The sequence below is a fragment of the Paracoccus sp. NFXS7 genome (assembly GCF_040148865.1).
In the GTDB taxonomy this organism is placed as follows: domain Bacteria; phylum Pseudomonadota; class Alphaproteobacteria; order Rhodobacterales; family Rhodobacteraceae; genus Paracoccus; species Paracoccus marcusii.
The window spans coordinates 213,210-236,115 of sequence record NZ_JAKEKV010000007.1; the positions used below are offsets into that span (position 1 = coordinate 213,210).

General features: G+C 68.3%; 27 protein-coding genes and 2 tRNA genes. 20 read left to right on the forward strand and 9 right to left on the reverse strand.

Features of this window, described 5'->3' with window-relative positions:
- Positions 1 to 7: 7 nt before the first annotated feature.
- Both LZ686_RS13355 and ocd read right to left on the reverse strand, forming a co-directional pair.
- Positions 8 to 1,441, reverse strand: a complete 1,434-nt coding sequence (locus LZ686_RS13355) for an alkaline phosphatase D family protein (protein ID WP_349548110.1) — start codon at positions 1,439 to 1,441, stop codon at positions 8 to 10.
- A 62-nt stretch (positions 1,442 to 1,503) separates the two neighbouring features.
- Positions 1,504 to 2,565, reverse strand: coding sequence for an ornithine cyclodeaminase (gene ocd, locus LZ686_RS13360; RefSeq protein ID WP_349548111.1), 1,062 nt, complete (start codon positions 2,563 to 2,565; stop codon positions 1,504 to 1,506).
- 115 nt (positions 2,566 to 2,680) lie between these two features.
- On the opposite strand from ocd, the gene LZ686_RS13365 reads away from it, so the two are divergent.
- Positions 2,681 to 3,112 carry an Lrp/AsnC family transcriptional regulator gene (locus LZ686_RS13365; RefSeq protein ID WP_045983293.1) on the forward strand — a complete coding sequence of 144 codons (432 nt, stop codon included), beginning with the start codon at positions 2,681 to 2,683 and terminating at the stop codon, positions 3,110 to 3,112.
- Here LZ686_RS13365 and LZ686_RS13370 read toward each other — a convergent pair.
- The 3 genes from LZ686_RS13370 to secG form a co-directional block, all read right to left on the reverse strand.
- Positions 3,109 to 3,804 carry an MrcB family domain-containing protein gene (locus LZ686_RS13370; protein WP_349548112.1) on the reverse strand — a complete coding sequence of 232 codons (696 nt, stop codon included), beginning with the start codon at positions 3,802 to 3,804 and terminating at the stop codon, positions 3,109 to 3,111. The two genes, LZ686_RS13365 and LZ686_RS13370, sit on opposite strands and share 4 nt — an antisense overlap.
- Positions 3,693 to 5,336: a CTP synthase gene (gene pyrG / locus LZ686_RS13375; RefSeq protein ID WP_045983291.1), complete on the reverse strand. Its 1,644-nt coding sequence runs from the start codon at positions 5,334 to 5,336 to the stop codon at positions 3,693 to 3,695. The genes LZ686_RS13370 and pyrG overlap by 112 nt, the downstream gene beginning before the upstream one ends.
- Before the next feature lie 148 nt (positions 5,337 to 5,484).
- Positions 5,485 to 6,093: a preprotein translocase subunit SecG gene (gene secG, locus LZ686_RS13380; RefSeq protein ID WP_349548113.1), complete on the reverse strand. Its 609-nt coding sequence runs from the start codon at positions 6,091 to 6,093 to the stop codon at positions 5,485 to 5,487.
- Between the two features lie 72 nt (positions 6,094 to 6,165).
- Between secG and LZ686_RS13385 the strand changes: the two genes are divergently transcribed.
- From LZ686_RS13385 to LZ686_RS13410, 6 genes are all read left to right on the forward strand, one after another.
- Positions 6,166 to 7,596 carry a cobyric acid synthase gene (locus LZ686_RS13385; protein WP_349548114.1) on the forward strand — a complete coding sequence of 477 codons (1,431 nt, stop codon included), beginning with the start codon at positions 6,166 to 6,168 and terminating at the stop codon, positions 7,594 to 7,596.
- Positions 7,597 to 7,691: 95 nt separating this feature from the next.
- Positions 7,692 to 8,648 (forward strand): 4-hydroxy-3-methylbut-2-enyl diphosphate reductase, encoded by a 957-nt coding sequence (gene ispH, locus LZ686_RS13390; protein WP_349548115.1) that lies wholly within the window; start codon positions 7,692 to 7,694, stop codon positions 8,646 to 8,648.
- Positions 8,649 to 8,716: 68 nt separating this feature from the next.
- Positions 8,717 to 9,046, forward strand: coding sequence for a DUF1330 domain-containing protein (locus tag LZ686_RS13395; protein WP_045981390.1), 330 nt, complete (start codon positions 8,717 to 8,719; stop codon positions 9,044 to 9,046).
- A gap of 63 nt (positions 9,047 to 9,109) precedes the next feature.
- Complete coding sequence (locus LZ686_RS13400) at positions 9,110 to 9,715, forward strand: glutathione S-transferase family protein (protein ID WP_349548116.1); 606 nt, start codon at positions 9,110 to 9,112, stop codon at positions 9,713 to 9,715.
- Complete coding sequence (gene rnhA, locus LZ686_RS13405) at positions 9,708 to 10,160, forward strand: ribonuclease HI (protein WP_045981388.1); 453 nt, start codon at positions 9,708 to 9,710, stop codon at positions 10,158 to 10,160. Before LZ686_RS13400 ends, rnhA begins: the two co-directional genes overlap by 8 nt.
- Positions 10,157 to 10,813 (forward strand): trimeric intracellular cation channel family protein, encoded by a 657-nt coding sequence (locus LZ686_RS13410; protein WP_349548117.1) that lies wholly within the window; start codon positions 10,157 to 10,159, stop codon positions 10,811 to 10,813. The genes rnhA and LZ686_RS13410 overlap by 4 nt, the downstream gene beginning before the upstream one ends.
- Positions 10,814 to 10,827: 14 nt before the next feature.
- Here the strand turns inward: LZ686_RS13410 and LZ686_RS13415 are convergent, their stop codons facing one another.
- Positions 10,828 to 11,226 (reverse strand): group III truncated hemoglobin, encoded by a 399-nt coding sequence (locus tag LZ686_RS13415; protein WP_045981387.1) that lies wholly within the window; start codon positions 11,224 to 11,226, stop codon positions 10,828 to 10,830.
- 102 nt (positions 11,227 to 11,328) lie between these two features.
- Here LZ686_RS13415 and queF point away from each other — a divergent pair, with 102 nt between their 5' ends.
- On the forward strand, positions 11,329 to 11,790 hold the full coding sequence (gene queF / locus LZ686_RS13420) for a preQ(1) synthase (RefSeq protein WP_349548118.1): 462 nt from the start codon (positions 11,329 to 11,331) through the stop codon (positions 11,788 to 11,790).
- Between the two features lie 7 nt (positions 11,791 to 11,797).
- Here queF and LZ686_RS13425 read toward each other — a convergent pair whose 3' ends face one another.
- The gene (locus tag LZ686_RS13425; protein ID WP_349548119.1) at positions 11,798 to 12,625 is read right to left on the reverse strand and encodes a DUF6635 family protein; all 828 of its coding nucleotides are present in this window, start codon (positions 12,623 to 12,625) and stop codon (positions 11,798 to 11,800) included.
- A 201-nt stretch (positions 12,626 to 12,826) separates the two neighbouring features.
- Between LZ686_RS13425 and ileS the strand changes: the two genes are divergently transcribed.
- Complete coding sequence (gene ileS / locus LZ686_RS13430; RefSeq protein WP_349548120.1) at positions 12,827 to 15,724, forward strand: isoleucine--tRNA ligase; 2,898 nt, start codon at positions 12,827 to 12,829, stop codon at positions 15,722 to 15,724.
- Positions 15,721 to 15,957: a DUF3253 domain-containing protein gene (locus tag LZ686_RS13435; RefSeq protein WP_349548121.1), complete on the forward strand. Its 237-nt coding sequence runs from the start codon at positions 15,721 to 15,723 to the stop codon at positions 15,955 to 15,957. The genes ileS and LZ686_RS13435 overlap by 4 nt, the downstream gene beginning before the upstream one ends.
- Here the strand turns inward: LZ686_RS13435 and LZ686_RS13440 are convergent.
- Together LZ686_RS13440 and LZ686_RS13445 are read right to left on the reverse strand one after the other, a co-directional pair.
- Complete coding sequence (locus tag LZ686_RS13440; RefSeq protein ID WP_349548122.1) at positions 15,954 to 16,955, reverse strand: GT-B fold glycosyltransferase domain-containing protein; 1,002 nt, start codon at positions 16,953 to 16,955, stop codon at positions 15,954 to 15,956. The two genes, LZ686_RS13435 and LZ686_RS13440, sit on opposite strands and share 4 nt — an antisense overlap.
- Positions 16,956 to 17,071: 116 nt before the next feature.
- Positions 17,072 to 17,155, reverse strand: a tRNA-Tyr gene (locus LZ686_RS13445).
- 124 nt (positions 17,156 to 17,279) lie between these two features.
- Here LZ686_RS13445 and rlmB point away from each other — a divergent pair.
- From rlmB to rplL, 10 genes are all read left to right on the forward strand, one after another.
- On the forward strand, positions 17,280 to 18,083 hold the full coding sequence (gene rlmB, locus LZ686_RS13450; protein ID WP_045981381.1) for a 23S rRNA (guanosine(2251)-2'-O)-methyltransferase RlmB: 804 nt from the start codon (positions 17,280 to 17,282) through the stop codon (positions 18,081 to 18,083).
- 89 nt (positions 18,084 to 18,172) lie between these two features.
- Positions 18,173 to 18,574: a YHS domain-containing (seleno)protein gene (locus tag LZ686_RS13455; RefSeq protein ID WP_045981380.1), complete on the forward strand. Its 402-nt coding sequence runs from the start codon at positions 18,173 to 18,175 to the stop codon at positions 18,572 to 18,574.
- Positions 18,575 to 18,780: 206 nt separating this feature from the next.
- Positions 18,781 to 19,212 (forward strand): CoA-binding protein, encoded by a 432-nt coding sequence (locus LZ686_RS13460; RefSeq protein WP_046001338.1) that lies wholly within the window; start codon positions 18,781 to 18,783, stop codon positions 19,210 to 19,212.
- Positions 19,213 to 19,267: 55 nt separating this feature from the next.
- A tRNA-Trp gene (locus LZ686_RS13465) sits at positions 19,268 to 19,343 on the forward strand.
- 97 nt (positions 19,344 to 19,440) lie between these two features.
- Entirely contained in the window at positions 19,441 to 19,635 is a 195-nt protein-coding gene (secE, locus tag LZ686_RS13470) for a preprotein translocase subunit SecE (protein ID WP_042249102.1), read from the forward strand.
- Positions 19,636 to 19,807: 172 nt separating this feature from the next.
- Positions 19,808 to 20,344: a transcription termination/antitermination protein NusG gene (gene nusG / locus LZ686_RS13475; RefSeq protein ID WP_045981378.1), complete on the forward strand. Its 537-nt coding sequence runs from the start codon at positions 19,808 to 19,810 to the stop codon at positions 20,342 to 20,344.
- 76 nt (positions 20,345 to 20,420) lie between these two features.
- A complete protein-coding gene (gene rplK / locus LZ686_RS13480) occupies positions 20,421 to 20,873 on the forward strand; it encodes a 50S ribosomal protein L11 (RefSeq protein ID WP_045981377.1) in 453 nt (150 codons plus the stop codon).
- 2 nt (positions 20,874 to 20,875) lie between these two features.
- Positions 20,876 to 21,574: a 50S ribosomal protein L1 gene (rplA, locus tag LZ686_RS13485; RefSeq protein WP_046001339.1), complete on the forward strand. Its 699-nt coding sequence runs from the start codon at positions 20,876 to 20,878 to the stop codon at positions 21,572 to 21,574.
- Positions 21,575 to 21,810: 236 nt separating this feature from the next.
- The gene (rplJ, locus tag LZ686_RS13490; RefSeq protein WP_349548123.1) at positions 21,811 to 22,326 is read left to right on the forward strand and encodes a 50S ribosomal protein L10; all 516 of its coding nucleotides are present in this window, start codon (positions 21,811 to 21,813) and stop codon (positions 22,324 to 22,326) included.
- Positions 22,327 to 22,391: 65 nt separating this feature from the next.
- Positions 22,392 to 22,763 (forward strand): 50S ribosomal protein L7/L12, encoded by a 372-nt coding sequence (gene rplL, locus LZ686_RS13495; RefSeq protein ID WP_042249114.1) that lies wholly within the window; start codon positions 22,392 to 22,394, stop codon positions 22,761 to 22,763.
- Positions 22,764 to 22,906 lie beyond the last annotated feature (143 nt).

The window sequence follows — 22,906 nt, forward strand, 5'->3', positions numbered from 1 at the left end:
TGTCGTTCTAGAGCGGCAGGGCAGGGGTACGCCCGCTGTCCTCCAGGTCCCAGGCCGCCTGCCATGCGCCCTTGCGGCGGTCCAGCACCAGGAAGTTGCGCTGCGCGATGTAGCGGTGGCGCTGTCCGGGCAGGGGCCGGATGCGGATCGGATGGTCCGGCAGCGGGTCCTCTCCCAGCCAGGCCAATGCGCCCAGAAACCGGGCCCAGCCCTTTGGCGGCGCGCGATGCGCGATGCCCGAGGCCACCAGCTGATGCAGGTGCAGCCCGCCGCCCAGGTCCATCTCGGCCCGTGTGGCCAGGTGGATCTCGCCCGACAGGGCGGTCACGTCATGGCCGTCGCGGCGCGCCATGTCGCGCACCAGGCGCAGGATGCGGCGCCATTCGTCGCGATGGGTGCGGCTTTGCCACTGGTCGCGCAGGTCGTCCTCGTATTTCTGCATCCGCGGAATGGCCACCATCAGCGATTCCAGGATCGACATGCGGGGCCCCAGCAACGGCACGCTGGACATCAGCATGGTGCGGCCCTGCGTCTGGCGACGCGCCTCCGCGTCCATCATCTGCCAGCCGGCCGGCCCCATGATGTCGCGCCGCGTGCGTTCGGACCGCATGTCGGGCGCCAGCAGCCGCAGGCCGGGCGCGTTGATCACCCATCCCAGATGCCCGCCCTGCGGGTCGGCGAAGCGGGCGGGCAGATCGCCCGCCACGGTGCCGTGCTGGAACAGCAGGAAGCTGTCGCGCGCGGCGGCGAACAGCGCCTGTCCCACCGCCGATTCGGTGCGCGACCGGGGAAGCGAGCCCCACCCGTCGCAGATGTCGTGATCGTCCCACTGCATCAGCGACGGCACCCGTGCGGCAAGCCAAGCCAGCTCGGGCGCACCATAAAGCGCGGCATAGCGGTCGAAGAACCGCTGGCGCAGATGCGCGCGCAGGCCGTCCAGCGCGTCGGGCGCGGGGCTGTCGGGGACGCGGTCGGGCCAGTCGTTGCTGAGCGGGTGGCCCTCGGTGACCTCGTCGGCATAGACCTGATCGCCACCATGCAGCAGCAGCGCGAAGGGCGCGCGGCGGTGATCGTCGCGCAGGCGCGCCCACATGGCGTTGCGCTCGGACCCCTCGCGGTCCATGTCGCCCACCTCCTCGCCGTTGCACGAGACATAGGCCAGCCGCAGGTCCCCGGTCAGATCGCCCGCGACCTCGAACCGCTGGCCGTCCCAGTCATAGGTCGAGGCCCGGTCCGCAGGCAGCGCGAATCGCGCCCGCCAGACGGTGGCGCCGTCATAGCGGGCCAGCGCCACAGGCGCGACCGGACCTGAGGGCGCGGCGACCGGGGCCGGGGACTGATCGCCCGGCATGATGAACAGGGCCGACAGCGACATCCGCCCCAGGGCGACGTCGTCAAGCAGCAGGATCGGGCCGATGGGGCGGGTGATCTGGATGGACATGCCGATCAGCTAAGGCGGAACCTGCGGCTTCGCAATTCGCGATCGTGCCGCAGGCGATCACATCAGGCGGCGTCCTGCCGGGGTGCTGCGCGACACAGCATACCGAACAGGTCGCGCGGGTCGTCGGGATCGGCGATCATGTCCAGGTCCAGGAACAGCCCCGTGCCCTGCAGGCGCTTGTGGATGTGGCGCAGGGCGCTGAAATCCTCGATCGCGAATCCCACGCTGTCGAACAGGGTGACCTGGTCGGCGTGGGTGCGGCCGGGCACGTGGCCCGCGATGACCTGCCACAGTTCGGTCACGGGATGGTCGGGGTCCAGCTGCTGGATCTCTCCCTCGACGCGGGTCTGGGGCGGGTATTCGACAAAGATCCCGGCGCGCAGCAGGATGTCCCGGTGCAGCTCGGTCTTGCCGGGGCAATCGCCGCCGACCGCGTTCAGATGCACGCCCGCGCCCACCATGTTGTCCGACAGGATGGTCGCATATTGCTTGTCTGCGGTGCAGGTCGTCACGATCTGCGCGCCCAGGATCGCCTCCTCGGCACTGGCAGAGGGGACGACGCGCAGCCCGCGCCCGGCCAGGTTCGCCGCGCATTTCGCGGTGGCGGCAGGATCAACGTCGTAAAGGCGCACCTCGGTGATGCCGCAGATCGCCTTGAAGGCCAGGGCCTGGAACTCGGCCTGCGCGCCGTTCCCGATCATCGCCATCACCCGCGAATCGTGCGGGGCCAGCCAGCGGGCGGCCATGGCGCTGGTCGCGGCGGTGCGCAGCGCGGTCAGGATGGTCATCTCGGACAGCAGCAGCGGATAGCCGGTCGCGACATCGGCCAGCACGCCGAAGGCGGTGACCGTCTGCAGCCCCTGGCGCATGTTGCCGGGATGGCCGTTCACGTATTTGAACCCGTAATGCTGTCCGTCGGATGTCGGCATCAACTCGATCACGCCGATGTCGGAATGGCTGGCGACGCGGGGGGTCTTGTCGAAATCGGGCCAGCGGCGGAAGTCGGCCTCGATCGCGTCGGCCAGTTCGACCAGCAGCGGCTCGATGCCCACGTGATGGACCAGCTGCATCATGTGATCGACGCTGACAAAGGGAACAAGCGCCTGGCGCGAAGGCGGGGTCATCGGTCTTCTCCTGCAGGGTTTCGTCCATGATGCTGCGCGATATGGGTCGGTTTCAACTGGACAGGCAGCAGGAATGGCGGGATCATTGCCCATATTGACGGGGAATGGTGCCATTGTGGACGATCTGGATCAGGCGCTGATCGCGCAGCTGCGCCGAGACGGGCGCGCTTCTGTGCTGCACTTGGCGGACAGGCTGGGCGTCAGCCGCGCGACCGTCCGCCTGCGCCTGGCCCGGCTGCTGGAGCGGCAGGAGATCCTGGGCTTCACCGCCATCACCCGCGCCGATGCGCAGGATGCGCCGGTCCGCGGCCTGATGCTGATCGGGATCGAGGGGCGGGGCGCAGACCGCATCATGGCCCGCCTGACCGCGATGGCGCAGGTGACGGCGGTGCATTCGACGAACGGGCGGTGGGATCTGATCGTGGACCTGGCGGCGGGGTCGCTGTCGGAACTGGACGACGTCCTGCGCCGCATCCGCGACCTGGACGGCGTCATGACATCCGAGACGAACCTGATCCTGTCCACCCGCCGCGCAGGCACCCGCTAGACCAGCGCGCGATACAGGTCCAGCATCCGTATCAGCGCCCTGTCGAACCCCTCCGGATCGGGCGCAGCCGCATCCCAACTGCGCGACAGAACGCAGCCCGCCTGATAGCCCTGCGGCAGCGTCGCGTCCGACCCCAATGCGATGGGCCTCGTGTCAAAGCCGTGTCCCGGCAGGCCGTCCCGCGTGCGTGCCGCCCGGTCGCGCAGATGGCGCAGGCCCGCGTCGTGGCCATGCTCGCGCAGCGCGTCCGCCGCGCCATGCTGCAGCGACAGCACGATCCGTTCGTCCGGGGCGTTCACGAAGCAGGCGACGTAAAGCCCGTGGCGCATGCTGCGCGTCACATGCGGCGCGAACCACGCGACCCAAGGCACCGCCGCCCAACCCGGCGCACCGGTGCTGGCCCGCACCAGCAGGCGTTCGGGACGCCCGGCCACCGCCGCCCGCGCCAGCGCCGCCACGTCGCGGCGAAAGAACCCGGCCAGCGGATGCCCGGCCACCGGTTCGACCCGCGCGAACGCATACCGCCGCGCCGTCAGGGACAGCGCGGCGGCAAGCCGGTCCGGGTCGGGCGCGGGCGCGGTCAGACCAGCCGCCCTTCCTCCATCGCCGCGCGGACGAAGCCTGCGAACAGGGGCGCGGGTTCGAAGGGCTTGGATTTCAGCTCGGGGTGGGACTGCACGCCGATGAACCACGGGTGGTCGGCATATTCCACGACCTCGGGCAGCTTGCCGTCGGGCGACATGCCCGAAAAGCGCAGGCCCGCGGCCTCCAGTTGCGCGCGATAGGTCGCGTCGACCTCATAGCGATGGCGGTGGCGATCCTCGATCTCGGTTGCGCCGCCATAGACGTCCGAAATCCGCGACCCCTGGGACAGGACGGCGGTGTAGGAGCCGAGGCGCATGGTGCCGCCCTTGTCGTCGCCGACCTTGCGGCTGACGGTATAGTTCCCCTGCACCCATTCCTTGAGGTGATAGACGACCGGGGTGAACCGCGTCTGCCCGGCCTCGTGGTCGAACTCCTCGGAACCCGCGTCGGGCATGTCGGCCAGGTTCCTCGCGGCCTCGATCACGGCCATCTGCATCCCCAGGCAGATGCCCAGATAGGGCACCTTCTTCTCACGGGCATAACGGGCGGCGGCGACCATCCCCTCGGTCCCGCGTTCGCCGAAGCCGCCGGGCACGATGATCCCGTGATAACCGTCCAGAAGATGCGCGCCCTCGCCCTCCAGTTTTTCGCTGTCGACCCAGTCGGCCTTGACGCGGACCTTGTTGGCCATCCCGCCATGGGTCAGCGCCTCGGCGATGGATTTGTAGGCGTCCTCCAGCTGGGTGTACTTGCCGACGATGGCGATGTTCACCTGCCCCTCGGCATGCTCCAGCCGGTCCATCACGTCCTCCCACCGCGACAGGTCGGGGCGCGGCGCGGGGCTGATCTGGAAGGCGTCCAGTACGGCCCGGTCCAGACCCGCACGGTGATAGGCCAGGGGCGCCTGATAGATGGTCTTGAGGTCATAGGCCGGGATGACCGCATCGGGACGCACGTTGCAGAACAGCGCGATCTTGGCGCGTTCCTTTTCCGGGATCGGGTGTTCCGAGCGGCAGACCAGCACGTCGGGGGCCAGGCCGATGGACTGCAGCTCCTTGACGCTGTGCTGGGTCGGCTTGGTCTTCAGCTCGCCGCTGGCGGCCAGATAGGGCAGCAGGGTCAGGTGCATCAGGATGCATTCGCCGCGCGGCCGCTCGTGGATGAACTGGCGGATCGCCTCGAAGAAGGGCAGGCCCTCGATGTCGCCGACCGTGCCGCCGATCTCGCACAGCATGAAGTCGACCTCGTCGTCGCCGATTGCAAGGAAGTCCTTGATCTCGTTGGTGACGTGCGGGATCACCTGGATGGTCTTGCCAAGGTATTCGCCCCGGCGTTCCTTCTCCAGCACGTTGGAATAGACGCGCCCGCTGCTGATGCTGTCGGTGCGGCGCGCGGCGACGCCGGTGAATCGTTCGTAATGGCCCAGGTCCAGGTCGGTCTCGGCCCCGTCATCGGTGACGAAGACCTCGCCATGCTCGAACGGGCTCATCGTGCCGGGGTCGACGTTCAGATACGGGTCCAGCTTGCGCAGCCGGACGGTGAACCCCCGCGCCTGCAGCAGCGCCCCCAACGCCGCCGAAGCCAGCCCCTTGCCAAGCGAGGATACGACGCCGCCGGTGATGAAGATGTAACGCGCCATGAGGCCCCCGTGATGTGCAATTCTGTCTTAGCGGGCCGTCCGAATGACGACGATCACGGGACCCACGAAATAACCGATTCGCCCCGTGGCCGCAACGGACCGCAAGTGGAAGGGGGGCGCCTGGCGCCCCCCGCAGTGGTGTCTGTCGTCAGTTCGCCGGTGCGGGCGCGGTGTCCGGGGTGGCGGGTTCCGCCGCGGCGTCGGGCGCCGCCGCCGGGGCCGTCGCGGCGGGTGCCTGGGCGTCGGGGGCAGGCGGGGTCAGCGCGTCGGCGGGTGCCGTCGCGGGTGCCTCTGCCGGGGTCTGGGCCGCGGGGGCCGGGGTCACGGCCGCGTCTGTCGCCGGGGCCTCCGTCGCGGGGGCCTGGGTCGCCGGGGCGTCGGTCGCCGCATCGGGGCTGGGCGGGGTCAGCGGGTTGCCCGCGGTCGAGGGCGGCGGGGTATAGGCCGGCAGACCCGGCAGTCCGGTCGCCGGTGCCTCGGTCGGGGCCTGGCCGCCGAACTGGTCCATGATCGAGCTGTTGTTGGCCTGGCGCGCCGCCAGGATCGTCAGAGCGATCGAGGTCGCGAAGATCGCCACGCCCAGGATCCACGTCACCCGGGTCAGCACGTTGGCCGCCTGGCGGCCCGACATGACGCCGCCACCGGCACCGCCACCGCCGCCCATGCCCAGCCCGCCCCCTTCGGAACGCTGCAGCAGGACGACCCCGGCCAGCATCACTGCCAGGATCAGATGGACGGTCAGGATGACGTTTTCCACGGCTTTCGGCCTTTCATTTGCGGACGCGCCTATCTAGTCACCTGTCAGGGTGATGGCAAGCAAGAGTGTCCGATGGTTGCGGTGATGATCCAGGGCACCGGCTCGAATGTCGGCAAGTCGATGCTGGTGGCGGGCCTGTGCCGCGCCGCGACCCGCCGCGGCCTGTCCGTCGCGCCCTTCAAGCCGCAGAACATGTCCAACAATGCCGCCGTCACCGCCGACGGCGGAGAGATCGGTCGCGCCCAGGCCCTGCAGGCCCGCGCCTGCGGGCTGGAGCCGCATACCGACATGAACCCGGTCCTGCTGAAGCCCGAGACCGACCGCGGCGCGCAGGTGATCCTGCAGGGCCGCGCCATCGGCCGGGCCGAGGCGCGCGATTACCAGGGGCTGAAGCCTCGCCTGCTGGGTGGGGTTCTGGACAGCTTTGCCCGCCTGTCGGCCGCCCATGACCTGGTGATCGTCGAAGGGGCGGGCAGCCCCGCCGAGGTCAACCTGCGCCCCCGCGACATCGCCAACATGGGCTTTGCCCGCGCGGCGGGGGTGCCCGTCGTGCTGGCGGGCGACATCGACCGCGGCGGGGTCATCGCCCAGATCGTCGGCACCCAAGCCGTGATCGACGCTGGCGACGCCGCGATGATCCGCGGGTTCCTGGTCAACAAGTTCCGCGGCGACCCGCGCCTGTTCGACGACGGCTACCGCATGATCGAGGCGCGCACCGGCTGGCGCGGCTTCGGCGTCGTGCCGTGGTTCGCGGACGCGCACCGCCTTCCGGCGGAGGATGCGGTCGATCTGCGCGCCAGTGGCGGGACGGGGCTGCATGTCGTCTGCCTGACCCTGTCGCGCATCGCCAATTTCGACGACCTGGACCCGCTGGCGGCGGAACCCGGCCTGCGCCTGACCATGCTGGCGCCGGGACAGGCGATCCCCGGCGACGCCGGTCTGGTGATCGTGCCGGGCACGAAATCGACCCTGGGCGATCTGGCCTTCCTGCGGGCGCAGGGCTGGGACATCGACCTGGCCGCGCATCACCGGCGCGGCGGGCATGTGCTGGGCATCTGCGGTGGCTATCAGATGCTGGGCCGGACGATCGACGATCCGTCGGGCGCGGACGGGGTGGCAGGGCAGGTGGCGGGGCTGGGCCTTTTGGACGTGACCACCGTCATGGCCCCCGACAAGCGGCTGACCCGCGTGACCGGCACCGCCCTGGGCCAGCCCGTGTCGGGATACGAGATCCACATGGGCCGCACCGACGGCCCGGACTGCGCACGCCCCTTTGCCCATGTCCCCGACCCCGACGGGGCCATCAGCGCGGATGGCCGCGTGACGGGCAGCTATCTGCACGGGCTGTTTTCCGACGACGCGTTCCGTGCGGCCTTCCTGGCCCGGCTTGGTGCCGCCTCGCGGCCGGGGTTCGAGGCGGGGGTGGATGCCGCGCTGGACGATCTGGCGGATCACCTGGAGGCACATCTGGACGTGGCGGCCCTGCTGGCCGTCGCGCGCTGACCCCCGATGCGGGCGCCCCCGCCATGCGCGCAGGGTGCAGCAGATGTGACCGCGTGGCGCTGGACGAAACCGGGTCGGCACGCTACCTGAGGGGCATGGAACAGATCAAAGCCCCCCTGACCCTGTATCTGGCCGCCCCGCGCGGCTTCTGCGCAGGCGTCGACCGCGCCATCAAGATCGTGGAACTCGCGCTGGAAAAGTGGGGCGCCCCCGTCTTTGTCCGCCACGAGATCGTGCACAACAAGTATGTCGTCGACACGCTGCGCGACAAGGGCGCGGTCTTCGTCGAGGAGCTGGACGAATGTCCGGCCGACCGGCCCGTGATCTTTTCCGCCCATGGCGTCCCCAAGGCCGTCCCGGCCGAGGCGCAGCGCCGCGAGATGGTCTATGTCGACGCGACCTGCCCGCTGGTCAGCAAGGTCCATATCGAGGCCGAGCGGCACCACGCCGCGGGCCTGCAGATGATCATGATCGGCCACAGGGGCCACCCCGAGGTCCTTGGCACCATGGGCCAGCTGCCCGAGGGCGAGGTGATCCTGGTCGAGGACGTGGACGACGTGGCCCGCGTCCAGGTCCGCGACCCTGCGCGCCTGGCCTTCATCACCCAGACCACCCTGTCCGTCGACGACACCGCCGCCGTGGTCGCGGCCCTGCAGGCGCGGTTCCCCGCGATCATCGGGCCCGCCAAGGAGGACATCTGCTATGCCACCACCAACCGCCAGGCGGCGGTCAAGGCGGTGGCGCCGCATGTCGATGCGCTGCTGGTGATCGGGGCCGAGAATTCCAGCAACTCCAAGCGCCTGGTCGAGGTTGGGCGTGCCGCGGGCTGCGGCTATGCCCAGCTGGTGATGCGGGCGGCCGAGATCGACTGGCGGGCGCTGGACGGCATCCGCAGCATCGGCGTGACTGCCGGCGCCAGCGCCCCCGAGGTGCTGATCAACGAAGTCATCGACGCCTTCCACGCCCGCTATGACGTGACGGTCGAGGTGGTCGAGACCGCCGTGGAACGGGTCGAGTTCAAGGTCCCCCGCGTCCTGCGCGAGACGGCCTGACCGAACCGGCCCCTTGCCGGATCGCCCGCCCCGGTCCTATCCTCCGGCCACAGGTTGGAGGACCCCACATGACCGTCTATCTGATTGCCGAAGTCACCGTCACCGACGACGCCTGGATCGCCCCCTATGCGGCGGCGGTCCATGACATCGCCGCCCGCCACAACGGCCGCTACCTGTCGCGGTCCGGCCATATCGAGACGCTGGAGGGCGAGGCCCGCGACGTCACCCTGATCGCGCTGATCGAGTTCCCGACCCGCGAGGACGCGATGGGCTTTGTCAACGATCCCGACTATGCGCCCCATGCGAATGCCCGCAAGGGCGGGTCCGTCAGCCATTTCCGGCTGATCGACGACAGCGACGCGGCCGGCAGCATCCCCTATCTTCCCGCGCCCGCCTAAGGCCCGCTGGCCTGCCGCGCCGATCGCGGCTATAGCGGCGCGGACAAGGCGGAAAGGGACAGCATGCGGCTCTATTCGATGCCCTCATCGGGCAACAGCTACAAGGTCAGGCTGCTGGCGGCGCTGACCGGCCAGTCGCTGGACCGGGTCGATTGCGAATACGGATCGGCCGCCCTGCAGCAGGCCAAGGACCAGGGCGCGCTGCCCTTCGGCAAGCTGCCGGCGCTGCGTCTGGACGACGGGACCACGCTGGCGGAATCGAACGCCATCCTGTGCTATCTGGGCGAGGGCACGGCTTATTGGCCCGCCAGCCGGACCCTGCGGGCGCAGATGCTGGGCTGGATGTTCTGGGAACAGTACAACCACGAACCGGTCATCGCGGTGCGCCAGGCGCTGGTCAGCTATCCCCATCGCGCGGCGGATGCCACGCCCGACCGGCTGGCCTATCTGCTGGATCGCGGCCACGCGCTGCTGTCCGTGATGGAAAATCATCTGGCGACCCAAGACTGGCTGGTGGGCGACGCGGCCAGCCTGGCCGACATCTGCCTCTATGCCTATACGCACAGCGCGGGTGCGCGCGGCGGGTTCGACATGAACCGCTTTCCGGCCGTGCGCGGCTGGCTGGCGCGGGTGGTGGCCCTGCCGGGGCACGTGACCATCGATGGCTGAGTTGTTCGCCTGGACCGACGGCGCCTGCAGCGGCAATCCCGGCCCCGGCGGCTGGGGCGTGCTGATGCGCGCGCTGGACGGCGCGAACGTGGTCAAGCAGCGCGAGTTGCAGGGAGGAGAGCCAGCCACGACCAACAATCGGATGGAGCTGATGGCCGCCATCAGCGCGCTGGAGGCCCTGACCCGGCCCAGCACCATCGTGATCGTGACCGACAGCAATTATGTCAAGAACGGCGTGACCCAGTGGATCCACGGCTGGAAGCGCAACGGCTGGAAGACGGCCGACAAGAAGCCCGTCAAGAATGTCGAATTATGGCAGCGGCTTGATGCAGCGCAGGCCACCCACAGCGTCGAATGGCGCTGGATCAAGGGCCATGCCGGCCATGCCGAGAACGAACGCGCGGACGAACTGGCCCGCGCGGGCATGGCGCCGTTCAAGCCGTGACGGGACAGGTGATCGCGGGGCTGCCCACGCTGGTCTGGGCGCTGGACTATGCCTCGGTGCTGGTCTTTGCGCTGACCGGGGCGCTGGTGGCCAGCCGCGCGCAGCTGGACCCGGTGGGCTTTGTCTTCATGGCCGCGATGACGGCGGTGGGGGGCGGCACGCTGCGCGACCTGATCCTGGGCCGCGACGTCGTCTTCTGGGTCGCCCGGCCGTCGCTGATCGTGGTTGCGGCGGTGGCGGCGATGGTCGTGTTCTGGACCGCGCACCGGTTCGAAAGCCGCTATCGCCTGCTGCTGTGGCTGGACGCCTTTGCCCTGTCCGTGGCGGTGCCCGCGGGCGTCGCCGTGGCCCTGGCGGGCGGGTTCAGTCCGGTCATAGTGGTCATCATGGGCGTCGTCACCGGCACCTTCGGCGGGCTGATGCGCGACGTGGTCGGCAACGAGGTGCCGCTGGTCCTCAAGCAAGGCGAGCTGTACCTGACGGCGGCCTTTGGCGGGGCGCTGGCGGCGGTGCTGTTGGTCTGGATGGGCCTGGGCCGGGTCGAGGCCCTGGCCGCCTGCGGCATGGTCACCTTCGTGCTGCGTGCGGGCAGCATGGTGCGAGGCTGGAAGCTGCCGGTCTATCGCCCCCGCCCGCCGCGCACCCGCGGCTAGCGCAGGACGGGCGGCTAGCGCAGGACGGGCGGCCCCGCGCGGCCCGCGTCGATGTTCTGCACCCCGGCGCGCAGCCCCTGGCCGATGCGATGCGCCATCTGCGACCAGGCGCGGGCCGACCAGGGTGGCAGGGTGCGGCGCAGCGCCTCGTCGAACAGCGCCAGCCAGATCTCGAAATGCTCGGGGCGGACGTTGCCCGCGGACAGGTGCGCGCGCATCGGGCTGCCGTTGTAGCCCGCCTTGTGCAGGATCGCGCCCTTCCAGAAGGCAGCGATGCGATCCTCATGCGCGGCCCAGTCGCCGACATGTTCGGCAAAGATCGGGGCCAGCACCTCGTGCCGCCGCACGGCGCCGTAGAAGACGGCGACGGTGCGGGCAATCTCTGCCTCGGTGATGTCGAAACGCGGGTCCATGCGCCGCATCTGGGGCAGGGGTGGCGCGGTTGCAAGGGGCCGCGTGCCGCCGTAAGGGGGGCCACCCGGTCGCAGCCCACCCGGACAAAACAGGAGCGAGCCATGAGCCACTATACCGACGCGCTGACCCAGCTGGGCAGCGACACCCCCCTGCCGCAGCACCCCGACCAGGCCGTGCTGGAACGTGTGCCCAACCCCCAGCCCGGCCAGACCTATGCCGTGCGCTTCACCCAGCCCGAATTCACCAGCCTGTGCCCGCTGACCGGCCAGCCCGATTTCGCGCATCTGGTGATCGACTATGTCCCCGGCGACTGGCTGGTCGAATCGAAATCGCTGAAGCTGTTCCTGGGCAGCTTCCGCAACCACGGCGCCTTCCACGAGGATTGCACCGTGGGCATCGGCCGCCGCATCGCCGACCTGCTGGAGCCGGCTTGGCTGCGCATCGGCGGATACTGGTACCCGCGCGGCGGCATGCCGATCGACGTGTTCTGGCAGACGGGCGCGGCGCCTGTGGGCCTGTGGCTGCCCGATCAGGGCGTGCCGACCTATCGCGGGCGCGGCTAGGCGGCGTTCAGCCGCGCCAGGATCGCAGCGCGATCAGCGCCGTGTCGATCACGTCGCCAAGGCGGGCCAGCAGGTGTTCAGGTTCTGGCGCGCCGCTGTCCGTCTCGGCGTCCAGCCGTGCCATCAGGCGCGACAGGCGCCGCCGATGGATGCCGGTCCACAGCTGGACCGGGTCCGCGATCAGCCCCGCGAAGGTGGTCACCAGCGACCCCGCCACGGCCAGCGCCACCCCGGTCGCGACGACCGTCAGCGGCGCCGTCTCCACCGGAAAGGCCCAGTACCACGCCCGCCCCAACGTGTCGCCCAGGGCGAAGTCGCGCACCGCGGCGGCATGCGCGCGCATCTGCGCCATCGGCCCGGCAAGCGAGATCATGCCCGGTGTCGCGCGGTGAAACAGCGCGATCCCCACGGTCAGCACGATCAGCGAGGTCGTGATCTCGGCCACGGCGTTGCGGGTGTCGGCATGGCTGCGGATGGCGCGGGCGATGCGGTCGGGGGACGTGTCCGGACCCAGGCCCTGCCGCTGCAGATCGGCGATCAGCGCGCCCAGGTCGCGCTGGATCACCGTCGAGACGTCGGACCGCAGGAACACCCGTCGGCTGCGCAGCCAGCCGCCCGCCCGCGTGGCCCCCATCCGCGTCAGGGCCCAGCCCGCGCCCAGCATCAGCAGGGCCACCGGCGCCAGCATCACGTTCACCGGTGCGCGCAGCAGGTCCGCGCCGATCGCATGGCGGTACAGCGCCAGCGTGCCACGCGGTCCGTAGCGCAGCCGTGTGAACCGGCGCAGCGCCGCATCGCGACGGGTCAGGCGGCTGCGCAGGGGGGCGGGGGGCATCGGGCTCTCCGAAGGCGGTGGCCGCAGTCTAGCGGGACGGGGGCCCATGCGCTAGGTTCGGCGCTTGCAGCGCCAAGCGGCGCTTTCTATAGAGGGCGGATGAAATTTCCGGCGTTCGGATCTCGAATTAGCAGCCCGGTGGCGTGAGGTTTCACGCCGCCGGGTCAGTCTTGTCCGAACATCTCTCAAAGGAACGCCCCGATGGCCGACGCCACGCAGCCCGATTACCGCGATACCGTCTTTCTGCCCCAGACCGAGTTTCCAATGCGTGCGGGCCTGCCTGCGCGCGAACCCGAATGGCTGGAGCGGTGGGCGCGCATCGGCGTCTATGACCGCCTGCGGTCCACCGCGGCGGGGCGCAAGCCGTTCGTGCTGCATGATGGCCCGCCTTATGCCAACGGGCATCTGCATATCGGCCACGCGCTGAACAAGACCATCAAGGACATCGTCGTGCGGTCGCACCAGATGATGGGTTTCGATGCGCGCTATGTGCCGGGCTGGGACTGTCACGGCCTGCCGATCGAATGGAAGATCGAGGAGAAGTACCGCAAGGAGGGCCGCGACAAGGACGCGGTCGACATGGTCGAGTTCCGCCAGGAATGCCGCCGCTTTGCGGATGAATGGGTCGACATCCAGCGCGAGGAGTTCAAGCGCCTGGGCGTGACCGGGGCATGGGACCGGCCTTATCTGACGATGGACTACCACGCCGAGGCCGTCATCGCGGCCGAGTTCATGAAGCTGGTGATGAATGGCTCGCTGTATCAGGGGTCCAAGCCCGTGATGTGGTCGCCGGTGGAGAAGACCGCCCTGGCGGAGGCCGAGGTCGAGTATCACGACCATACCAGCCACACGATCTGGGTGCGGTTCGGGGTGCAGGGGCAGGGCGCCCTGTCGAACGCCAAGGTCGTCATCTGGACCACCACCCCCTGGACCATCCCGCAGAACCGCGCCGTCGCGTTCAACCCGCAGATCGCCTATGGCCTCTATCAGGTCGATGCCGTGGCCGAAGGCTCGACCGCCGTCGCCGGAGAGCGTCTGGTGCTGGCCGATGCGCTGGCCGAGGGGGTGATGGCGCAGGCCAAGGTCACGGGCTTCACCCGCGCGGCGGACGTGACCGCCGCCGATCTGGACGGGCTGATCCTGTCCCACCCCCTGCGCGGGGTCGAGGGTGGCGCAGGCGAGTGGGATTACGACGTCCCCATGCTGCCCGGTGATCATGTCACCGACGAGGCGGGTACGGGCTTCGTGCACACCGCGCCCAGCCATGGCGACGACGACTATCAGCTGGGCCTGCGCTTCAAGCTGCCAATGACCTACAACGTCGAGCCGGACGGCAGCTATCGCAAGGACCTGCCGATCTTCGGTGGCGAGGCGATCGTGGCGCCGGACGGCAAGGACGGCCCGGCCAATGTCAGCGTCATCAAGCAGCTGGCCTGGGCGGGCGCGCTGCTGGCCAAGGGCAAGATCAAGCACTCCTATCCGCACAGCTGGCGTTCCAAGGCGCCGCTGATCTATCGCAACACGCCCCAGTGGTTCGCGGCCATCGACAAGCCCTTGGACGACGGGCTGGGCCAGCATGGCGACACGATCCGGGCGCGGGCGCTGACCTCGATCGACCAGCTGGTCAAGTGGTGGCCCAAGACCGGGCGCAACCGCATCCATTCCATGGTCGAGAACCGCCCCGACTGGGTGCTGTCGCGCCAGCGGGCCTGGGGCGTGCCGCTGACCTGCTTCGTCAAGAAGGGCGCCAAGCCCACCGACGACGACTTCCTGCTGCGCGACGCGCGTCTGAACGACCGGATCGTCGCGGCCTTCGAGGCGGATGGCGCGGATGTCTGGTACAGCGCGGGCTTCAAGGCGCGGATGCTGGACGGGATCGCGGACCCCGAGGCCTATGACCAGGTCATGGACGTGCTGGACGTGTGGTTCGACAGCGGCTCGACCCACAGCTTCGTGCTGCGCGATCGCGAGGATGGCGCACCGGACGGGATCGCCGACGTCTATCTGGAAGGCACCGACCAGCATCGCGGCTGGTTCCAGTCGTCACTGCTACAGGCGTCGGCCACCAAGGGCCGCGCGCCCTATCGCAACGTGGTCACGCATGGCTTCACGCTGGACGAGAAGGGCATGAAGATGTCCAAGTCGCTTGGCAACACCATCGTGCCCGCCAAGGTGATCGAACAGTACGGCGCCGACATCCTGCGCCTGTGGGTGGCGCAGGCCGATTATACCGCCGACCAGCGGATCGGCCCCGAGATCCTGAAGGGCACCGCCGACAGCTATCGCCGCCTGCGCAACACGCTGCGCTTCCTGCTGGGGGCGCTGGCCGGGTTCGACGATGCCGAACGCATCGAGCCCGCCCAGATGCCCGAGCTGGAGCAGTGGATGCTGCACCGGCTGGCGCAGCTGGACCACCAGGTCCGCCAGGGCTATGCGGCGTTCGATTTCCAGGGCGTGTTCCAGACGCTGTTCCAGTTCTGCACCGTCGATCTGTCGGCCTTCTATTTCGACGTGCGCAAGGACGCGCTGTACTGCGATGCGGCCGACAGCCCGCGCCGGCGGGCGGCGCGGACGGTGCTGGACCTGCTGTTCCACCGGCTGGTGACCTGGCTGGCGCCGATCCTGCCCTTCACGATGGAGGACGTCTGGCTGTCGCGCTTCCCGTCGGAAGACGACAGCGTGCACCTGCACGATTTCGCGCAGACGCCGGCCGACTGGCTGAACGAGCCGCTGGCCGCCAAATGGGAGCATGTCCGCCGCGCCCGCCGCGTGGTCACCGCCGCGCTGGAGGTCAAGCGGACCGACAAGACGATCGGCGCCAGCCTGGAGGCCGCGCCCGTCGTCCATGTCGAGGATGCCCAGATGCTGGCCGCGCTTAAGTCGGTGGCCTTCGCGGATGTGTGCATCACGTCGGACCTGTCGCTGACCGCGGACCCCGCGCCCACTGAGGCGTTCCGCATGGCCGAGACCCCGGGCATCGGCGTCGTCTTCGAGACCGCCGAGGGCGAGAAGTGCCAGCGCTGCTGGAAGATCCTGCCCGATGTCGGCACGCATGCCCATCCGGGCGTCTGCGCGCGCTGCGACGCGGCCCTGGGATGACCGATGACGACCTGCGCGGGGCGATCCTTGCGCAGGTCGCCCGGCTGCGGTCGGGCACGACTTGCTGCCCCAGCCGGATCGCCCGCGATCTGGCCGATGACTGGCGCCCGCTGATGGACCCGCTGCGGCGGCTGGCGCTGCGGATGGCGGCGGAGGGGAACATCGCCGTCCTGCAGAAGGGGCGCCCCGTGGGGCCCGATCCGCGCGGCCCGATCCGATTGGCGCGGCGCTAGACCAGCCACCACCCCCGTGCCTTCAACTGGTTGCGAATCATCTTTTCCGGGGCAGGGGTCGGCCTGTCGGCAAAGATCGGGCGCACCTTCTGGCGTCCTTTCTCCTGATAGATCAGCTTGCGCGCAGGCTCCCATTCCCGCAGCACGCGCTTGACCTCCCTGGCGGCGACGGCGTGCTCCAGCGCGGTGATCGCGGCCTCGGGGTCGCGGGCATAGAGGAGCGGCAGCCGCCGGTAATGGCAGGTCACGTCGCCGTCCAGACCGTCCAGCGCAGGGCCGGGCCGCCCGCCGCCCAGACTGTGGATGACCAGCGGCAGCACCGCCTGGTCCAGCCACGGGTCCATCACCTGGCAGGCCAATGCGTCATGCGGACTGTCGCGCAGGGCCAGCGCCCAGGCCAGGAACCGCTGGCCGAACTCTGCAGGGTCGGGCCCGAAGAACCACCCCGCGTTGAAGTACAGATAGCGTTCCCAGTGTTCGTCAGGCTGCGACAGGTCCAGCGTGGGGGCGAAGGACAGCCCGAACCGGTCGTAAAGCGATTGCCAGATGCCGTGATAGCCCGGGCCGTAAAGCGGCGGCTTGGGCCAGGTCCCCTCGCGCCGCATCGAGGCGGATGGCCGGGCGAAGTCGAAGCGGACCCGGTCCAGCGGCCCGGTGATCAGCGTGTCGGTGTCCAGAAACAGGAACGGCTTGCCCGCAGGCAGGACCGACAGGGCCTCGATCTTGTTGCCTTGAGGATAGGAGGCGCCGAAATGGCGCGCGGTGAACGGCACGATCATGGCGCCGAAATCGGTCAGCAGTTGGCGGCACGGGACCGATATGGCCGTGTCATGCCCGCTCCAGGCGCCGTCGGGGGTGGGTTCGGCGATGAACACCGTGCCCGTGAAGTCCGGGGCATGCGCGCGCAGGCTGGCCATGAGGATCACGGCCTCGAACTCCAGCCGTCCGGCCTGGGCGACGATCAGCAGATTGGGCTGCTTAAGTTTCCTGGGGGGCACCCGACATCCTTTGCGGAACGTGATCGGGTTCAGCCTAGCGGTTGTGCGGCGACAGCAAAAGCCCCACCGCAGGGATGGTCCCTGCCACCACTTGATCATCCGGAATGTCGGGAAAGTGGTGGGCGACCCTGGAATCGAACCAGGCGTGGGTCTCCCCGGCGGAGTTACAGTCCGCTGCCGCACCTTGCAGCACGTCGCCCGCCGATCGCTTTCGGCGTGCGGGGTGATTAGCCGCCCCGTCGGGGGGCGTCAAGCGGATTTCCGGGGCTTGCGCGATGCGCGCCCTGCGCGCAGAGAAGGGTCCACAAGGAAAGGAGGCCGCGCATGTCCGACAAGAGCGGAAACGCCAAGAAGCCCACATGGGTCATCGACAAGGAACGCGCCCGGCGCGCGGCCGCCGCCGAGACGGTCTGGCTGTTCGGCCTGCACGCGGTCCGCGACGCGCTGGCCAACCCGGTGCGTCAGAAGCTGCGCCTGGTGGTCACCCAGAATGCGCTGGCCCGGCTTGGCGATCTGCACGGGATGGAGCCCGAGATCACCGATCCGCGCATCTTCGACAAGGCCGTGGGGCTGGCCGCCGAAAGCGTCCACCAGGGCGCCGCGCTGGAGGTCAAGCCGCTGAAATGGGGCAGCCTGTCCGAGGTCGCGCTGCGCGAGGCGCCCGGAGAGACGCGGCCGCTGCTGGTCGCGCTGGACCGGGTGACCGACCCGCACAACGTCGGCGCGATCCTGCGCTCGGCCGAGGTGTTCGGGGCGCGCGCGGTCATCGCCCCGCACCGCCATTCCGCCCCCGAGACGGGCGCCCTGGCCAAGACGGCGTCGGGCGCGCTGGAGCGTCAGCCCTATCTGCGCGTGCCGAACCTGGCCGAGGCGCTGACCCAGCTGAAGAACATGGGCTTCATCCTAGTGGGTCTGGACGGCACCGGCACCGAATCGTTGCCCGACCTGATGTCGGACCTGTCGGGCAGGGCGGTCTGCCTGGTGATGGGCGCCGAAGGGCCGGGCATGCGGGAGCTGACGATGAAGACCTGCGACCATGTCGCGCGAATTCCCTTTGCCGCCGATTTCGGGTCGCTGAACGTGTCGAACGCCGCCGCCGTCGCCCTGTATGCCGCGGGGCGTGCCTGAATATCACATCCCTGCGACGATTATGTCACGCGCGTTGAGATTTGGTCCGGCTGCTGTCAAGTAGACCGGACCGCAACCGTCGAGTCGTCATGAAAGCCTCTGTCCTGTGCCTGCTGATCAGCCTTGCGGCCGCGCTTCCCGCGGCGGCGCAGGACTGGGCCGTGGGCGGGTTCGACCCGGTGGGCTATGCGCAGGCCGGTCGCCCGACCCCGGGGCGCAGCGACATCGCGACGATGTGGAAGGGTCAGTTGTGGCATTTCGCATCCGAAGAGAATCGCGCCCGGTTCGAGGCCAACCCGCGATCCTTTGCCCCGGCGCTGGACGGAATGTGCCCGGTGTCCATCGTCGACGGACGCCCGCAGATGGGCGATCCGCGCCATTTCGCGGTGGTGGCGGGCAGGCTGTACCTGCTGGAATCAGGTGCCGCGGAACGGCGCCTGTCCAGCGACCCCGCCGGGATCGTGGCGGAGGCTCAGCGCCTGTGGCGCTGACGCTGGCGACACAAGAATCACAAATGCGTGAGCGGGGTGGAACTTTTCTGCCTGATGCCCATTTACACCTCATGGCATGACCCCGGAACGGTCATGTCCAGATCACTGTCCCTCGTTCCGCGACTTGCGCCCGGCCATCGTATGGACCGGGCGCTTTTTCTATGAGAGGCTGCAACCTGCGGCTGCGGCCCGGAGGAGGGACGATCATGGACATCCACACGGACGAGGATCACGACATCGCGCGCATCGCCCGCGACACAAAGGTCGTGGCAATGGTGGGCCTGTCCCCCAACGAGGCGCGGCCCAGCTGGGGCGTCGCCCGCTATCTGCAGTCCCAGGGCATCCGCGTCATCCCGGTCAATCCAGGTCACGACGGCCAGACCATCCTGGGAGAGCGCGTCTATGCGACGCTGGCCGACATCCCGGCTGCCGAAGGGGTGCAGCTTGTCGACATCTTCCGCCGCTCGGACGCGGTGGGGCAGGTGGTCGACGAGGCGCTGGCCCATCTGCCCGACCTGCAGGTGATCTGGACCCAGCTTGGCGTGCGCGACGACGCGGCCGCCGAGCGTGCCCGCGCACGCGGCATCACCGTGGTTCAGGACCGCTGCCCCAAGATCGAGTTTCCGCGCCATCTGTAGCGGTCCGATATCTGCTTGACGGGCGGACGGGGTGGCACTAATTAGGCCCGACCTCAGGGGTATAGCTCAGTTGGTAGAGCATCGGTCTCCAAAACCGAGGGTCGTGGGTTCGAGTCCCCCTGCCCCTGCCAGGTCCTTCCGCCAGACCTGCGTCCTGACCGCGATCAGGGTTGAAAAGCCGGGCGTGCCCGGCTAGACCCGCGGTCGCATTTGCCCAAGGAGCCGCCCGTGGCCAATCCCGTCCAGTTCATCAACCAGGTCCGCGCCGAAGCCGCCAAGATTTCCTGGCCGACGCGCCGCGAGGTGATCACCACGACCATCATGGTCCTGATCTTCGCCTCGATCACCAGCCTGTTCTTCTTCCTGGTCGACCTGACGATCCGCACCGGTCTGACCCAGGGGCTGCGCCTGATCAGCGGCTGATCAGGGCTTGCAATTGCGGGCGGGGGGCGGTATTTCCCCCCGACTGTCCGGGACACGGCGTGCATCGAATGCGCATGCGCGCCGATTTGCATATTTCCGGACGACATGGAATTCAAAGGGTTGGCGCGCTGTCCGCGTGATTCCCGAAAGATGAGCAGGGGTCGATCGAGACATGGCAAAACGTTGGTATTCGGTCAGCGTCCTGTCGAACTTCGAAAAGAAGGTCGCCGAGGCGATTCGCCAGTCCGTCGCTGAGAAGGGCCTGGACGACCAGATCGACGAGGTCCTGGTCCCGACCGAGGAAGTGATCGAGATCCGTCGCGGCAAGAAGGTGACGTCCGAGCGCCGCTTCATGCCCGGCTATGTGCTGGTGCACATGGAGATGTCGGACCGGACCTATCACCTGGTCAACTCGATCAACCGCGTCACCGGCTTTCTGGGCGCGCAGGGCAAACCGATGCCGATGCGCGACGACGAAGTGAACATGATGCTGCACCGCTCGGACGACGGCGCACCCGCCGCGCCGCGCAACCTGATCCGCTTTGACGTTGGCGAGAAGGTCAGCGTGACCGACGGTCCGTTCGAGGGGTTCTCGGGAATGGTCGAGGAGATCGACGAGATTTCCTCGCGCATCAAGGTGACCGTGTCGATCTTTGGCCGGCCGACGCCGGTCGAACTGGAATTCACGCAGGTTTCGAAATCTTCGTGATCGGTTGCGGGAGGCCGTGAGGCCGCACCGCTAAATCGGCCCCCGTGCGGGGCTTGATGACAAAGGAGAAGGCCAGATGGCCAAGAAAGTTGTTGGCAGCCTGAAGCTGCAGATCAAGGCGGGCCAAGCGAACCCGTCGCCCCCCGTCGGCCCGGCCCTGGGTCAGCGCGGCATCAATATCATGGCGTTCTGCAAAGAGTTCAACGCCAAGACCCAGGAGATGGAGCAGGGTTCGCCCGTGCCCGTCGTCATCACCTATTATGCCGACAAGTCGTTCACCTTCGAGACGAAGACGCCGCCCGCGTCCTTCCTGCTCAAGAAGGCAGCCGGCCTGAAGCCGGTCGGCAAGCGCAACCGCGCCAAGGGTTCGGATAAGCCGGGCCGTGCCACCGCAGGCACCGTGACGGTCAAGCAGATCCGCGAGATCGCCGAGACCAAGATGAAGGACCTGTCGGCGAACGACGTAGATGCCGCGATGAAGATCATCGTCGGCTCCGCCCGGTCGATCGGCATCGAGGTGAGGGGCTGATCATGGCAAACGTTTCCAAGAAGAAGACCGCCGCCCGCGCCGCCTTCGAAGGCAAGGCCAACCTGACCGTCGAGGACGCCGTCAAGCTGGTCAAGGCACAGGCCTCGGCCAAGTTCGACGAGACCGTCGAGATCGCGCTGAACCTAGGCGTCGACCCGCGTCACGCCGACCAGATGGTCCGCGGCGTGGTGACCCTGCCCGCAGGCACCGGCAAGGACGTCCGCGTCGCCGTGTTCGCCCGTGGCCCCAAGGCTGACGAAGCCAAGGCCGCCGGCGCGGACATCGTTGGCGCCGAGGACCTGATGGAGACCATCCAGTCCGGCAAGATCGAGTTCGACCGTTGCATCGCGACGCCGGACATGATGCCGCTGGTCGGCCGTCTGGGCAAGATCCTGGGCCCGCGCAACCTGATGCCGAACCCCAAGGTCGGCACCGTGACGATGGACGTGAAATCGGCCGTCGAAGCAGCCAAGGGCGGCGAGGTCCAGTTCAAGGCCGAGAAGGCGGGCGTCGTCCATGCCGGCATCGGCAAGGTCTCGTTCGACGAGGACAAGCTGGCCCAGAACCTGCGCGCCTTCGTGGACGCGGTCAGCCGCGCAAAGCCGACGGGTGCCAAGGGCACCTACATGAAAAAGGTCTCGATCAGCTCGACCATGGGTCCGGGCGTGTCGATCGACGTGGTCTCTGCGACCGCGAACTGACCACAGGAATTTCCCCGCCGGACAAGGGCGGGGAATGGCGGGGCCGCACGCGGCCCTGTCCTGTCCGAGACGGAGGGTGCGGGGGAAACCTTGCTTAATTGCCTTCCTGAGATGGGGAAGCGTTTTTCCGAAGGCCCAGTCCTTCGGGTGATCTTGCCCTAACGGACCCGACCCGGTCCCGTTCGAGACCGGGAAAAGTGAGAGCCGGGGGGAAACCCCCAACTTGGAGTGAAACCGTGGATAGAGCACAGAAAGAACAGCTGGTCGAGGAACTCGGCCAGATCTTCGAAAGCTCTGGCGTCGTGGTGGTTGCCCACTACGAGGGGATGACGGTTGCACATATGCAGGACCTCCGCGCGCGCATGCGCGAAGCGGGTGGTTCGGTTCGCGTTGCCAAGAACAAGCTCGCCAAGATCGCCCTGGAAGGAAAGCCTTGCGCAAGCATCGCCGACTACCTGACGGGCATGACCGTGATCACCTATTCGGAGGATCCGACCGCTGCTGCGCGGATCGCCGACAAGTACGCCAAGGATAACGATCGTTTCGTGATCCTGGGCGGTGCGATGGGTGGTTCGGCCCTGGATCCGGCCGGTGTGAAAGCCGTCGCCTCGATGCCGTCGCGTGATGAGCTGATCGCTCAGATCGTGTCGTGCCTCGGTGCGCCCGCTTCGAACATCGCCGGTGCCATTGGCGCGTCTGCTTCGAACATCGCGAGCATCCTCACGACCCTCGAGGAACGTGAGGCTGCGTAAGCAACCTATTCCCGACTGGTGGTTGAAGACCCGACGTTGGAACATTAACTGGAAAGAACGGAAAAATGGCTGATCTGAAGAAACTCGCCGAAGAAATCGTGGGCCTGACCCTGCTGGAAGCCCAGGAACTGAAGACCATCCTGAAGGATGAGTACGGCATCGAGCCGGCTGCCGGTGGCGCCGTCATGATGGCTGGCCCCGCTGCTTCGGCAGAAGCCGCCGAAGAGAAGACCGAATTCGACGTCGTCCTGGTCGAAGCCGGCGCCAACAAGATCAACGTGATCAAGGAAGTTCGCGGCATCACCGGTCTGGGCCTGAAAGAAGCCAAGGACCTGGTCGAAGCTGGCGGCAAGGTCAAAGAAGGCGCTTCCAAGGCTGACGCCGAAGAAGTGAAGAAGAAGCTGGAAGCAGCCGGCGCCAAGGTCGAGCTGAAGTAATCGATCCTTTGATCGGTTGAAGACAGGCAGGGTCCGGGGTTTCCCGGTCCCTGCCGAACCTGTCTTGAAGGGCGGTCCGGCTGGCGGACATTCCTTCAGGGCATGTTCGAGGTTCGGGAGCCGCGCGGTGGGACGCGTGGCAC

Coding starts and splice junctions, on each gene's coding strand:
- LZ686_RS13415 (WP_045981387.1), bottom strand. CDS start 11,226: ATGGACCCGCGTTTCGACATCACCGAGGCAGAGATTGCCCGCACCGTC.
- rlmB (WP_045981381.1), top strand. CDS start 17,280: ATGTCCGACAAGAGCGGAAACGCCAAGAAGCCCACATGGGTCATCGAC.
- ispH (WP_349548115.1), top strand. CDS start 7,692: ATGGAACAGATCAAAGCCCCCCTGACCCTGTATCTGGCCGCCCCGCGC.
- LZ686_RS13425 (WP_349548119.1), bottom strand. CDS start 12,625: ATGCCCCCCGCCCCCCTGCGCAGCCGCCTGACCCGTCGCGATGCGGCG.
- queF (WP_349548118.1), top strand. CDS start 11,329: ATGAGCCACTATACCGACGCGCTGACCCAGCTGGGCAGCGACACCCCC.
- LZ686_RS13385 (WP_349548114.1), top strand. CDS start 6,166: ATGGTTGCGGTGATGATCCAGGGCACCGGCTCGAATGTCGGCAAGTCG.
- rnhA (WP_045981388.1), top strand. CDS start 9,708: ATGGCTGAGTTGTTCGCCTGGACCGACGGCGCCTGCAGCGGCAATCCC.
- LZ686_RS13455 (WP_045981380.1), top strand. CDS start 18,173: ATGAAAGCCTCTGTCCTGTGCCTGCTGATCAGCCTTGCGGCCGCGCTT.
- LZ686_RS13435 (WP_349548121.1), top strand. CDS start 15,721: ATGACCGATGACGACCTGCGCGGGGCGATCCTTGCGCAGGTCGCCCGG.
- LZ686_RS13395 (WP_045981390.1), top strand. CDS start 8,717: ATGACCGTCTATCTGATTGCCGAAGTCACCGTCACCGACGACGCCTGG.
- rplK (WP_045981377.1), top strand. CDS start 20,421: ATGGCCAAGAAAGTTGTTGGCAGCCTGAAGCTGCAGATCAAGGCGGGC.
- LZ686_RS13460 (WP_046001338.1), top strand. CDS start 18,781: ATGGACATCCACACGGACGAGGATCACGACATCGCGCGCATCGCCCGC.
- pyrG (WP_045983291.1), bottom strand. CDS start 5,336: ATGGCGCGTTACATCTTCATCACCGGCGGCGTCGTATCCTCGCTTGGC.
- ileS (WP_349548120.1), top strand. CDS start 12,827: ATGGCCGACGCCACGCAGCCCGATTACCGCGATACCGTCTTTCTGCCC.
- ocd (WP_349548111.1), bottom strand. CDS start 2,565: ATGACCCCGCCTTCGCGCCAGGCGCTTGTTCCCTTTGTCAGCGTCGAT.
- rplL (WP_042249114.1), top strand. CDS start 22,392: ATGGCTGATCTGAAGAAACTCGCCGAAGAAATCGTGGGCCTGACCCTG.
- nusG (WP_045981378.1), top strand. CDS start 19,808: ATGGCAAAACGTTGGTATTCGGTCAGCGTCCTGTCGAACTTCGAAAAG.
- rplA (WP_046001339.1), top strand. CDS start 20,876: ATGGCAAACGTTTCCAAGAAGAAGACCGCCGCCCGCGCCGCCTTCGAA.
- LZ686_RS13400 (WP_349548116.1), top strand. CDS start 9,110: ATGCGGCTCTATTCGATGCCCTCATCGGGCAACAGCTACAAGGTCAGG.
- LZ686_RS13355 (WP_349548110.1), bottom strand. CDS start 1,441: ATGTCCATCCAGATCACCCGCCCCATCGGCCCGATCCTGCTGCTTGAC.